This is a genomic window from Anoxybacillus pushchinoensis, assembly GCF_900111795.1.
GTDB lineage: Bacteria > Bacillota > Bacilli > Bacillales > Anoxybacillaceae > Anoxybacillus > Anoxybacillus pushchinoensis.
On record NZ_FOJQ01000052.1, the window covers coordinates 2,200 to 14,444 of the forward strand.

13 protein-coding genes and 1 pseudogene are annotated in these 12,245 nt (G+C 42.3%); all 14 read right to left on the minus strand.

Annotated elements, in window-relative coordinates; genetic code table 11:
- Positions 1 to 740: phosphopyruvate hydratase (eno, locus tag BM213_RS11865; RefSeq protein WP_091704439.1), on the minus strand; the 740-nt coding region annotated here is incomplete at its 3' end.
- Between the two features lie 22 nt (positions 741 to 762).
- On the minus strand, positions 763 to 2,298 hold the full coding sequence (gene gpmI / locus BM213_RS11870; RefSeq protein WP_091704419.1) for a 2,3-bisphosphoglycerate-independent phosphoglycerate mutase: 1,536 nt from the start codon (positions 2,296 to 2,298) through the stop codon (positions 763 to 765).
- Entirely contained in the window at positions 2,295 to 3,050 is a 756-nt protein-coding gene (tpiA, locus tag BM213_RS11875; protein WP_091704422.1) for a triose-phosphate isomerase, read from the minus strand. Before tpiA ends, gpmI begins: the two co-directional genes overlap by 4 nt.
- Before the next feature lie 17 nt (positions 3,051 to 3,067).
- On the minus strand, positions 3,068 to 4,252 hold the full coding sequence (locus BM213_RS11880; protein WP_064220980.1) for a phosphoglycerate kinase: 1,185 nt from the start codon (positions 4,250 to 4,252) through the stop codon (positions 3,068 to 3,070).
- Positions 4,253 to 4,368: 116 nt separating this feature from the next.
- On the minus strand, positions 4,369 to 5,376 hold the full coding sequence (gap, locus tag BM213_RS11885; protein WP_091704425.1) for a type I glyceraldehyde-3-phosphate dehydrogenase: 1,008 nt from the start codon (positions 5,374 to 5,376) through the stop codon (positions 4,369 to 4,371).
- Positions 5,377 to 5,411: 35 nt separating this feature from the next.
- Positions 5,412 to 6,443 (minus strand): sugar-binding transcriptional regulator, encoded by a 1,032-nt coding sequence (locus tag BM213_RS11890; RefSeq protein WP_091704428.1) that lies wholly within the window; start codon positions 6,441 to 6,443, stop codon positions 5,412 to 5,414.
- A gap of 136 nt (positions 6,444 to 6,579) precedes the next feature.
- The gene (locus BM213_RS11895; RefSeq protein ID WP_091704431.1) at positions 6,580 to 6,813 is read right to left on the minus strand and encodes a glutaredoxin family protein; all 234 of its coding nucleotides are present in this window, start codon (positions 6,811 to 6,813) and stop codon (positions 6,580 to 6,582) included.
- A 12-nt stretch (positions 6,814 to 6,825) separates the two neighbouring features.
- Positions 6,826 to 8,091, minus strand: a complete 1,266-nt coding sequence (rpoN, locus tag BM213_RS11900; RefSeq protein WP_091704442.1) for an RNA polymerase factor sigma-54 — start codon at positions 8,089 to 8,091, stop codon at positions 6,826 to 6,828.
- Between the two features lie 401 nt (positions 8,092 to 8,492).
- Positions 8,493 to 8,873: a hypothetical protein gene (locus BM213_RS11905; RefSeq protein ID WP_052585063.1), complete on the minus strand. Its 381-nt coding sequence runs from the start codon at positions 8,871 to 8,873 to the stop codon at positions 8,493 to 8,495.
- 9 nt (positions 8,874 to 8,882) lie between these two features.
- Positions 8,883 to 9,245, minus strand: a complete 363-nt coding sequence (locus BM213_RS11910; RefSeq protein ID WP_043968640.1) for a hypothetical protein — start codon at positions 9,243 to 9,245, stop codon at positions 8,883 to 8,885.
- Positions 9,246 to 9,331: 86 nt separating this feature from the next.
- Positions 9,332 to 9,619 (minus strand): annotated as a pseudogene (locus BM213_RS11915) (transposase); the annotation flags it as partial.
- 101 nt (positions 9,620 to 9,720) lie between these two features.
- Complete coding sequence (locus BM213_RS11920; RefSeq protein WP_091704432.1) at positions 9,721 to 10,179, minus strand: hypothetical protein; 459 nt, start codon at positions 10,177 to 10,179, stop codon at positions 9,721 to 9,723.
- Positions 10,180 to 10,193: 14 nt separating this feature from the next.
- Positions 10,194 to 11,348 carry a peptidoglycan-binding protein gene (locus BM213_RS15180; RefSeq protein ID WP_091704434.1) on the minus strand — a complete coding sequence of 385 codons (1,155 nt, stop codon included), beginning with the start codon at positions 11,346 to 11,348 and terminating at the stop codon, positions 10,194 to 10,196.
- A gap of 110 nt (positions 11,349 to 11,458) precedes the next feature.
- Positions 11,459 to 12,160 carry an N-acetylmuramoyl-L-alanine amidase gene (locus tag BM213_RS11930; protein WP_091704444.1) on the minus strand — a complete coding sequence of 234 codons (702 nt, stop codon included), beginning with the start codon at positions 12,158 to 12,160 and terminating at the stop codon, positions 11,459 to 11,461.
- Positions 12,161 to 12,245 lie beyond the last annotated feature (85 nt).

Consider the following 12,245-nt stretch of genomic DNA (forward strand, 5'->3'; position numbering starts at 1 on the left):
GAAGAAGCAACGTCCATCGCAAGCATCACTTCTGTACCTGGTTTGTAGCCTGCTTTTTCAATCGCTTCGATAATTGTTTCAAGCGCTTCTTCGTTCGATTTTAAGTTTGGAGCGAATCCACCTTCATCACCAACAGCGGTGTTGTAGCCTTTCGCTTTTAATACAGATTTTAAGCTATGGAAAATTTCCGCACCCATACGGAGCGCTTCACGGAAGTTTGGTGCGCCAACTGGCATAATCATAAATTCTTGAATGTCAACGTTGTTATCTGCATGCGCACCGCCATTTAAAATGTTCATCATTGGCACTGGCAATGTTTTTGCGTTAAATCCGCCTAAATATTGATATAGAGGAATGCCTAAGTAGTCAGCAGCTGCGCGCGCAACAGCCATTGAAACGCCTAAAATTGCGTTTGCACCTAATTTTCCTTTATTTTCTGTACCGTCTAACGCAATTAATGCACGGTCGATAGCAACTTGCTCTGTCACATCGTAGCTACCAATTAATGCTGGCGCGATGACTTCGTTTACGTTTTTCACTGCTTGTAATACACCTTTACCAAGGTAGCGACCTTTGTCGCCATCACGCAATTCAACCGCTTCATACTCACCTGTTGACGCTCCACTCGGTACAAGGGCACGTCCGAACGCACCTGATTCTGTATATACTTCTACTTCTACTGTCGGATTGCCACGAGAGTCTAATACTTCACGAGCATAAATGTCAATAATTGTTGGCATCGTTCATCTCTCCTTTTAAATTTTATTTTTGAATTAACGTTTTTCCTGTCATTTCTTTCGGTTGTTGTAATCCGAGCAAATCAAGCATCGTTGGCGCTAAATCGCCTAAAATGCCATCTTGGCGAAGCGTAATGCCTTTTTTCGTCACGATCACAGGCACCGGATTTGTCGTATGCGCCGTATTCGGACTGCCGTCTGGATTTGTCACTTCGTCCGCGTTCCCGTGGTCAGCGGTAATAATCGCAATCCCGCCTTTTGCCAGAATCGCATCGACGACTTTTCCTAAACATTCATCGACTGCTTCGACTGCTTTAATCGTCGGCTCTAGCATTCCGGAATGGCCGACCATATCAGGATTTGCGTAGTTTAAAATAATCGCATCAAACTTGTCTGCTTCAATTTCTTTCAGTAAAGCGTCCGTTACTTCGTATGCGCTCATTTCTGGTTTTAAATCGTATGTGGCTACTTTTGGCGAGTCAATTAAAATGCGCTCTTCGCCCGGGAATTTTTCTTCCCGTCCGCCGCTCATGAAAAACGTCACGTGCGGATATTTTTCCGTTTCGGCAATGCGCAATTGTTTTAACCCGTTTTGTGACAATACTTCACCGAGCGTATTGTCAAGGTTCGTCGGCTTAAATGCCACATACCCTTTTACTGTTTCACTAAAGTGCGTTAAGCATACGAAAAACAAGTTTTTCGTATGTTTCGGTCCACGATCGAATGAACGGAAATCATCGTTTGTAAACGTGTTTGAAATTTGAATCGCACGGTCAGGACGGAAATTGTAGAAAATAACCGCATCGTTATCTTGAATCGTTGCGACTGGCGTTCCATCTTCACGGACGATGACCGATGGCAAGACGAACTCATCGTAAATGCCGTTTGCGTACGAATCATCGATGCACGCAAGCGGATCACGGTATGATGGACCTTCTCCATACACCATCGCGCGATACGCTTTCTCCACGCGCTCCCACCGTTTGTCGCGGTCCATCGAGTAATAACGACCCGATAATGTCGCGATTTCACCAACGCCAATTTGTTCGATTTGTTCATTTAACTGTTGAATGTATGTTTTCGCCGTTTGCGGACCGACGTCACGTCCATCTAAAAAGCCGTGGATATACACATTTTTTACGCCTTCTTTTGCAGCGAGCTTCAAGAGGGCAAACAAATGGTTAATATGGCTATGCACCCCACCGTCAGAAAGAAGACCGAAAATGTGCAAATTTGTTCCGTGTTTTTTCACATGATCCATCGCTGCTAAAAACGTTTCGTTGCGCTCAAACTCACCTTCGCGAATGGCGATATTGACACGCGTTAAACTTTGATACACAATGCGACCAGCACCGATGTTTAGGTGACCGACTTCCGAGTTCCCCATTTGTCCTTCTGGCAAACCAACCGCTTCGCCGCATGCCGTTAATGTCGCATGTGGATATTCGTTCCAATAACGATCGAAATTTGGTTTTTTCGCCTGCGCCACCGCATTTCCGAACGTTTCCTCCCGAAGTCCAAACCCATCTAAAATAATTAGTGCTACTGGTTGTTTGCTCATTTTCCTGCCTCCACGAGTTGTAAAAACGATTGTGGTTCTAGGCTGGCGCCACCGACTAGTGCGCCGTCAATATGTTCTTGCGCTAAAAACTCTTGAATATTAGACGGCTTCACGCTGCCGCCGTATTGAATGCGCACCGCATCCGCTGCTTGTGGCGAGAATTGGTTGGCGACCACTCGACGGATGTAGCCGCATACGTCGTTAGCATCTTCTGCTGTCGACGATTTTCCTGTTCCGATCGCCCAAATTGGCTCATAGGCGATGACAACTTGCTTTACTTGTTCTTCTGTTAAGCCTTCAAGCGCTTTTTCAACTTGTACACGAACGACTTCATTTGTACGGTTGCTTTCACGCTCTTCTAATGTCTCCCCGCAACAAACGATTGGCACAAGTCCGTGCTTAAATGCCGCAAGCACTTTTTTGTTGACTGTTTCATCTGTTTCCGCAAACATTTCACGACGTTCCGAATGCCCGATGATGACATACTCCACACCGAGATCTTTTAACGCAACGGGGCTAATTTCACCTGTAAATGCCCCTTGATCTTCAAAATGCATGTTTTGCGCACCAATTTTTACATTTGTTCCTTTTGTCGCCTCAACTAAATGCGCTAAAAAGAGGGCTGGTGCACATACAACGGCATCCACTTGCTCGTTGGAAGGAACCTCATGTTTTACTTCTTCCACAAACTGAAGCGCCTCTTTTAACGTTTTATGCATTTTCCAGTTGCCTGCAATAATCGGCTTTCGCATCGCTTTAATCCCCTTTCTTACTTATCGTTTAATGCGACGACACCTGGAAGTTGTTTACCTTCCATAAATTCAAGCGACGCACCGCCACCTGTCGAAATATGATCCATTTTATCCGCAAGTCCAAATTTTTCGACTGCCGCTGCCGAATCGCCGCCACCGATGACCGTGTATGTATCTTTCGCATCAGCAAGCGCTTGAGCAACAGCTTTTGTTCCTTCAGCAAACGCATCCATTTCGAATACGCCCATTGGACCGTTCCAAATAACAAGTTTTGATTTTAAAATGACGTCGCGATACAATTCGCGTGTTTTCGGACCGATGTCAAGTCCTTCCCAATCGCTTGGAATTTCATCGATGTTCACTACTTTTTTGTTTGCATCGTTTGAAAAATCGTCAGCTACGACTGTGTCAACAGGCATGTAGAAATTCACGCCTTTTTCTTTCGCTTTTTCCATGAACGATTTCGCTAATTCAATTTTATCTTCTTCTAATAACGATTTTCCGATTTCATATCCGAGCGCTTTCACAAATGTGTACGCTAATCCGCCACCGATAATTAAATTATCGACTTTGTCTAATAAGTTTTCGATGACGCCAATTTTATCTTTTACTTTCGCCCCACCAATGATTGCTGTAAACGGACGGTCTGGGTTCGATAATGCCTTTCCTAACACTTCAATTTCTTTTTCCATTAAGAATCCAGCTACCGCAGGCAAGTGATGGGCAATACCTTCTGTCGATGCATGCGCACGATGTGCTGCACCAAACGCATCGTTGACATATACATCCGCAAGTTCTGCGAATGCTTTCGCTAATTCTGGATCGTTTTTCTCCTCACCAGGATAGAAACGTACGTTTTCAAGCAATAACACATCGCCTTCATTCATTTCAGCAATCGCAGCTTTCACTGCATCGCCATACGCTTCATCTGTTTTCACGACGCGCTTGCCAAGCAATTCACTTAAACGTTCTGCCACAGCATTTAAGCGCATCTCTTCAACAACTTTTCCTTTCGGACGACCAAGATGGCTCGCTAAAATGACTTTCGCTCCTTGTTCCATTAAATATTGGATCGTTGGGAGCGCGGCGCGAATGCGTGTATCGTCAGTGACGACACCGTTTTGCATTGGCACGTTAAAATCGACGCGGCAAAATACACGTTTCCCTTTCACATCAATGTCACGGACGGTTTTTTTGTTCACGGAAAGGCCTCCTTATTCGTGTGATATATAGAAAGGGAGTGGGGATGAACCCCGCTCCCCTTCTCGGTATGTCCAACTATTTATTATAAACCGTTTTGGGCAAACAATCCAAAAAATTATAAACCTTTTGACGCAATGTATGCAGCAAGGTCCACAACGCGGTGAGAATATCCTGTTTCGTTGTCGTACCATGAAACGACTTTTACCATGTTTCCTTCAATAACCATTGTGGACAGTGCATCGATTGTTGATGAAACAGTCGAACCGTTGTAGTCACGAGAAACTAATGGCTCTTCGCTGTAAGCAAGAATGCCTTTTAATTCACCTTCTGCCGCTGCTTTTAACGCTGCGTTTACTTCTTCCACTGTCACTTCTTTTTCAAGTTCAGCAACAAGGTCAACAACAGATACGTTTGGTGTTGGTACACGCATCGCCATACCATTTAATTTTCCTTTTAATTCAGGCAATACAAGTGCTACTGCTTTTGCCGCACCTGTTGATGTTGGAATGATCGATTCCGCTGCTGCACGCGCACGACGTAAATCTTTATGTGGTAAATCAAGAATTTGTTGGTCGTTTGTGTATGAGTGTACTGTTGTCATCATACCGCGAATGATGCCGAATTTTTCATGTAATACTTTCGCAAATGGCGCTAAGCAGTTTGTTGTACAAGATGCGTTTGAAATGACATGATGGTTTGCTGGATCGTATTTGTCTTCGTTTACGCCCATCACGATTGTAATGTCTTCATTTGTCGCTGGTGCAGAAATGATGACTTTCTTCGCGCCTGCTTCTAAATGTTTCGCTGCGTCTTCGCGTTTTGTGAAGCGTCCTGTTGACTCAACAACGATATCAACGCCAAGTTCGCCCCATCCTAAGTTTGCTGGGTCGCGCTCTGCTTTGACGATAATTTCTTTTCCATCTACAACGATGTTGTTGCCGTTGACAGCCACTTCTGCATCTAATGTGCCATGAACAGAGTCATATTTTAAAAGATGTGCTAACGTTTTTGCATCTGTTAAGTCGTTTACTGCAACGACTTCAATTTCAGGATTTTTTAATGCTGCGCGGAATACGTTACGGCCGATACGACCAAAACCGTTAATACCAATTTTTACTGCCATGTTTTTTTCCTCCTTTGAAATTGTAGGAATGTATTTTAGAGGGATGAATCATCCCGTACTAACTGTTTTGCTGCACCTTCATCTGTAATTAAGATGCACTGATGTGCCTGTTTCATATACGCTTGAATCGCTTTTGCTTTCGAAGCGCCTCCTGCCACTGCAATGACGCAAGGAACGTGGCGCACATCTTCGAGCTGAATGCCAACTGTGTTCACTTTATGAACAACTTCTCCATGTTGATTAAAGTAATAACCAAACGCCTCCGCCACCGCTTCGTTTTGCTCAATTTTTTCCATGTCCTCCGGCGGTGTTTTTCTCCGTTCCGCCATCGTTTTCGCATCGCCAATACCATGAATGACAATCGTCGATGATTTGATTAAGTCGAGCACTTCTTTAATGGCAGGTTCTTCAATGATCGAGTGATACGCTTCAGCACTTAATTGATCAGGTACGTGCAATAAACGATAGTGACCCATCGCTTTTTCAGCCATGCGCGCACAAATCGTATTCGCTTGGTTCGTCACATCTTCCCCAAGCCCACCACGCGCTGGAACAAATAGCACATCCCGATATTTCATATCTGGCGTCATCATTTCAGCAACTGCAGCAAGGGTTGTTCCACCAGTAACTGCAACAATGGCATTCCCTGTGAGTGAATGTTTTATGCGTGAGACACAAGCTCTTCCCATCTCTCTTTTCACCCAAGGCGATTGATCGCTGTCACCTGCAACGACAATGACATCTGCAACAGGAAGCCGTTGTTTTATTTTTCTTTCCAGCTCTTTTAACCCTAACACTTCTCGCATCATATCTTCCAATTGCATGAGCACATCATGTCCATCGGACGTAATACGCATGCCTGCAGCTGTAATATCAAGCAAATTTTGCTCTTTTAAAAACTGCACTTCCGAGCGCAAAACACGTTCGCTAATCCCAAGATTTAATGCGAGCGTTCGGCGCCCGATCGGTTGCATTAACCGAATATGCTGCAAAATTTCATATCGTTTTTGCATAATAGCGAGAAGATCAGGCAACAATTTTCGTTGAACATCAATCCATTGGCGCATGCCTTACTCTTCCTTTTTGCTCACTTTTTTCTCTATCTGGACGTTTAAAGTCCCACTATGACATATTGTGTCCCACTAGGTGTAAAAAAAATTCGCCCCTGCTACAATTCCATTGTAACAGGAAGTGAAACGTTGTTCAACTGCTTCGTTGTTGTTGTAATCGCTTTCTTATGACGTCTTTGTGAATACGACCATATGCAACCATTTCTCCGTCGATTTCGATGACAGGTATCATGAGTTGGTATCGTTCGAGCCACTGCTCGTTTTTATAAATATCGACTTCTTCCCATTCCACCTGTAGCTCACGAAGAATAGCTTTTGCCTCATCACAAAGACAGCAGTTTTCTTTCGAATATACGACGATTTTCATGTTTTGTCCCCTTTACGCATATTGCTTTCGTTTCGAAGCCGGTGGAATACAAAGCTGTTCACGATATTTCGCGACCGTCCGCCGCGCTACACAAATATTGTAGCGCTCCTCGAGTAAATCAGCAATGTTTTGGTCGGAAAGAGGTTTTTGCCCATTTTCTTGCTTAATTAATTCCGCAATTAAACCTTTTACTTTTTCTTGGGATGCATGTTCATCTACACCGCTTGTAAAAAAGCGACGCATGTCAATTAAACCGTGGGGCGTTTGCATATATTTATTTTTCACCGCGCGACTGACAGTCGATTCATGAATGTTTAATGCTGTTGCCACTTCGCGCATCGTAAGTGGCTTCATATGGAGCAAACCTTTTTCAAAATAATCACGTTGTCGATGAATGAACTCACAGGCAATTTGCTCAATCGTTGTTGCTCGCTGCATTAAACAACGTTGGATCCATTGAAACTGTTGACGTTTTTCCTCGATATATTTTTGAACGTGTGGATCATCCGATCGTACTTTCCGTTCATACGATTCATTCCATACAACAGTTGGAATAATTTCTTCATTCATCGTCACATTCCATATGCCATTATCACACGATACGATCACATCTGGTACAATATACGTCATTTGCTCATCATTATACAAACTTCCTGGGCGTGGATGGAGCGTACGAATAAGTTCCCACACCCGCTGTAAGTCCGCTAACTCTACACCTAGTTTCGATTTTATTTCTTTCCATTTTTTATGGACAAACGATTCGAAATACTCCGTCACAATCGTCTCTGCTAGCTCATCCCTTTGTGGAAGACGAATGAGTTGCAAGTATAAACAATGCGGTAAATTTTCTGCCCCTACTCCAGCAGGTTCGAGTGAACGTAAAAGATGAAGTGCTTCACACACAATCGTTTCTTCCAATTGAAGATGGCGAGCCGCTTCTGCAACCGTTGTATGCAAATAACCCGATTCATCGAGCGATGCAATTAAATAATCAAGCGCTTTTTTTTGCTCGTTACATAACCGCATGCCGACGAGTTGGGCGTGCAAATGGGAAGCGAGCGAATGATTAAAAACGCTTACATTTTCAATGTAGCGCATGCTGTCTGTACGCTCATTTCGCTTTCGTTCCTTTAGCTCAATAAATGGATTTTCAAGCGCCTGTTCATGTAAAAGCGATTGAAGCTCTAACGTTGAATATTGCAAAAGTTCGATCGCCTGCACAAGCTCTTTCGTCAGCGCAATTTTCAGCTCTTGCTTTTGCGTTAATTGCATCTCCATCCATGCCATCTCCCTTCATCCTCATTTTATCATCTCTGCAAGGGAGAGACGATAAAAACATATTGGATGTTTTTTCTACTATGCATATGCATCGAAAGCATGTTATCATGCTTATAGAACGAGCGGGCAAGCCTCGCAAAATTCACATGTTCGTCCGGTGCGGCTCACCGGACTTTATTTTTTATACAAAAAAACCCTGCTCGCATAGCAAGCAGGGTGTCGCTAACGCCCTCGGCAGGATAATAACCATATACCTAAAAGTATTGATATTTCAATATTTGAGCCACACGTTCTTTTGTATCGTGCAAAATTTGTGCAAAATTATTTTCGGTTGCTATCCCGTGCAAAAAAGGCGGAGCGATCCGCCTTCTTTTCTTCTTCCATTGTTTTCAAACACCGACCTATACTTCCTCCAACTGAACCTGCTTACAAATAATTTTTAGCAATGGCTCTTTATAATCAAAGGTATAGATATGAAAATGATGAAATACGCTTGAATTTGCTTCTACATTTTCGAAGCGAATAATAGTGAACAAGCTATCAAAATGGATATCATCCCTTGACATTTCTAGTATCTCTTTTTTTAGTTTGTACTCCACAGCCAGGCAATCCTTAAAATGCAACGCTAATATTCTGTTTTCTTCCCTATTCTCCTGTGTATCCCAATAATAGTCGATCATTATAGATAAATCTAACGGATTGTTCCATTTCATATCCGTTATAATACTATCCGTGAAATCAAAATGATCTTTGATTTCACTATAATTGTTGGCGACGATCATTTTATTCACCTACTTTCCAAAATAAAAATGCGTCAAATCTCTTAATTCTTTTCTAGTAGCGTTAGAAGGAAAGTTACCATTTTTGTCAAGATAATTCCCTGACTTATTTTGCACTCTGAAGTAAGGTGTTCCTTCCCCCGGGCTTGCATGAATACGTGCTACCATTCCTGTATTGGGATCTATAAATATAGTGGCCGGGCCACTTTTTCTACCACCGGGTTGCACCTCCTTTTTCCATCCTTGCTTTTCAAGATATTTAATTAATTCGGATGGACTGGTATTTTTAGCAAGTTGTTCAAGGTCGGAATATTTCCCGATTATTTTCCCAAAAGAATTTATTTCACTGAAAAATTGTAAGTCCATCTTTAACAATAGTTTTTCTCCTGTCTTACTTACTGTAGATGAGCATTTTTGTTAACAATGATTACCATACGAAAAAGAGACAAACGGGGTACCCCTTATGCCACGTGGAGCTGTTTTTTCACGGCATCAATGGGAATATTTTGTTTTGCTGCACGATAAATGAACTCCACGAGGCTATGTCCTTTTCTCTTGCGCAGGAGATCGATCCCATCCGAAACATCACTGTTCGACTCGAACATGCTGTACACATACGCAAGTTGCACCACCGCCCAATACCGTTTCACCGCCCGAATGTGGCGAACGCGGTATCCATCCAGCTTCAGTTGATCTTTCGCCTGCCGGAAAAAGCACTCGATCGTCCAACGCTGAGCATAGTAACGCAAGCGGCATTGAAAAACCACATGCTGCGACAATTCTTCATTAAAACAGTCATCATTTCTGTTTTATTGGCTATGGAAACCAAAAAACTTGTCAAAGTTCGTTACTAATTAAGAGACTGCAATAGTCGCCAAATTTTATCCAACTCTTCAATATCATCGGAATGCCATTTCCTCGATTTTAACTCTATCAAGAGTTTTTCAGTAGCATTTAAAATGGATTGTTGTAATTGTGCTACTTGACATAAACACGTGAAGACAATTTGTTGAGAATCACTTTTATTCCTTACAAATTCCAATCCGATCGTGTGCTCTGAAATTTTCTTTCCCTTCATAAACCAAGGTCCATCCATAAAGTCGAATTCATACACTGTCCCAATTCTATCATTTTTAATATTCATAATGTTTTTTTGCCACCATCCTAGAATCACCACCACAAAATCATTCCAGCCTTCTTCGGGAAAAAAGAAATCACCAATCTTTAGATAAATTTCACCTATAACATTTCTACTAGTGTTCATGAATATTGAATTTGTATTTACTACAACTTCAATGTCTTTTAACAACATAATCACCCTTTCTAAAATTTAGGATAAGCAGTCTCTATGATTTTTGTCTTCAGATTGACCCACATTTCTATTTTCATTCCTCCCCCATATCCTTCAATTTTCACCCTATCGCCTTGAGATTTTAACTTTTTCCCGTTTTTATAAGCCTCTATAATTGCCTTTTCTATTTGTTTAGTAGTCATATTTTCAGGAAACAAATCTTTCTTTCCGCTTTGTTTTGCCCGATTTCCCGATTTAATATGACCTGATAAGATATGCTCCATATCTATGCTTATAGTTTTGTATGAGGGAAGATTTATTGGTTTTGTTTTCGAAATCTCACTTAGGAATTTTTGATCAAACTTAACTTCGATTTTACTTCCTAGCTTAGCTAATTTTATTTCACCGTTGACTATCTTTCCACCAGGAATAAAACTTAAAGCTGCAATAACTTTATCAATTGTATTAGCGTTGGGATCCAATAAAGTTTTAATATCATCCCCAATGATAAAATCAAATCCTAGTTTAGCGATTTCCTTTAAAGATTTTACCACTTCTCCCCACGTAGAATCTTTAGAATGAACCTTATTTTCCAATGCTTTATACTTATTCTGAATAATCGTTTTTTGATTATAATAATTTTTTTGCTGTATGTCCTGCTCAATAGCATGATAAGTGCTTTTTCCCGCCAAGCCATCCGCTGTCAACCCATGGGCCTTTTGAAACCTTTTCACTGCTTCTGCTGTTTGTTTACCGTAAATACCATCAATAGCCCCAACGTTATACCCCAATCGTTGAAGCTTAGTCTGTAAATCTTTTACCGCTTGTCCCCGATTTCCTTCCCTAAGTGTCTGACCTGTCCAATGATCATTACTGATCGATGAGTTTGATTGTGATGTTGTCGTTTCTGTTCTAACATACTTTTGTAGAGCTTGGTACGTTTGCTTTCCTGCAATACCATCAGCTGTAATTCCCACCTTCTTCTGAAATTCCTTCACAGCCTTCTCTGTATTTGCTCCGTAAACTCCATCAATCCCCCCAGGGTTAAATTCGGCTCTGTAAAGCCAAGATTGCAATGTCTTCACATAATCATTTCTATCACCTCTTTTTAGCGTTTGCCCATTCCATAAATTATTTGCAAAGTTAGATGGATAAGTGACTCTACCAACACTATCCACAACGTACATTTTTGATCCTCCTAGTTATTTTTTGTTTATTATCATATCAGACAACCATCATGGAAAATGTCGAAACATGTCGTAAAAAACAAAAAATCCCCTGCCGAGTAGCAGGGGAATCATACAATAATCGTCGGGTATCCTTTTTTCTTCAATTCTTCTGCCAGTCGTTCCGCGTTTTTTCGGTCACTGAACGACCCGACTTGCACGCGGTATAACTTTCCGTCAGACACTTTTTGTTGTGGTTTCGGCTCCGGTTGTAGCTTTGTTTTTTGCGGCAATCCTAAGAATTTCGCAACACCTCGCGCGTGTGCTTCGCCAACTGCCTTTAGGAATGCCTCGTTTTTCAAGTATTTTGCGTCGTTGCTGTCGATGAATAAGTTTTCGGTCAAAACGGCTGGCATTTTTGTTTCGCGTAACACAGCGTAATTAGCCCGTTTCTTGCCTCGGTCTGTGATATTTCCGAACTGACGCATAGCCGCTAGAATTTCGCCATGCAACACGTTTTGCAAAGCGACCGTTTGGGAAGAAACGCCGCCGTTGTAGACATACGTTTCAAACCCTGTGCCCTTGCCAGCGTTAATGTGAACACTAACAAATACATCCGCGCCCCACTTGTTCGCCATGTCTGCGCGTTGGTCAAGAGTAAGGGATTGATCGCCTTCGCGGCTAACCCGTTGTGTAAACCCTTCGTAATGAGCCGCTAAATAATCGGTCGCATACTCCACGATTTTATGCGTCAAAACCTTTTCTTGCAATCCGTTTGCTACCGCACCAGGATCGTTGCCCCCGTGTCCTTTGTCCAAGAAGATTTTTTTCATCATCTTTGGCGAGGAGACCCCGACTTCTAAGCGAGAGCGAAAGTCGGGGAGGAATCGCCCTTCCTCCTTTCTTTTGTATATGATA

Coding starts and splice junctions, on each gene's coding strand:
- BM213_RS11930 (WP_091704444.1), bottom strand. CDS start 12,160: ATGAAAAAAATCTTCTTGGACAAAGGACACGGGGGCAACGATCCTGGT.
- tpiA (WP_091704422.1), bottom strand. CDS start 3,050: ATGCGAAAGCCGATTATTGCAGGCAACTGGAAAATGCATAAAACGTTA.
- gap (WP_091704425.1), bottom strand. CDS start 5,376: ATGGCAGTAAAAATTGGTATTAACGGTTTTGGTCGTATCGGCCGTAAC.
- BM213_RS11890 (WP_091704428.1), bottom strand. CDS start 6,443: ATGCGCCAATGGATTGATGTTCAACGAAAATTGTTGCCTGATCTTCTC.
- BM213_RS11895 (WP_091704431.1), bottom strand. CDS start 6,813: ATGAAAATCGTCGTATATTCGAAAGAAAACTGCTGTCTTTGTGATGAG.
- BM213_RS15180 (WP_091704434.1), bottom strand. CDS start 11,348: ATGTACGTTGTGGATAGTGTTGGTAGAGTCACTTATCCATCTAACTTT.
- gpmI (WP_091704419.1), bottom strand. CDS start 2,298: ATGAGCAAACAACCAGTAGCACTAATTATTTTAGATGGGTTTGGACTT.
- rpoN (WP_091704442.1), bottom strand. CDS start 8,091: ATGGAGATGCAATTAACGCAAAAGCAAGAGCTGAAAATTGCGCTGACG.
- BM213_RS11905 (WP_052585063.1), bottom strand. CDS start 8,873: ATGATCGTCGCCAACAATTATAGTGAAATCAAAGATCATTTTGATTTC.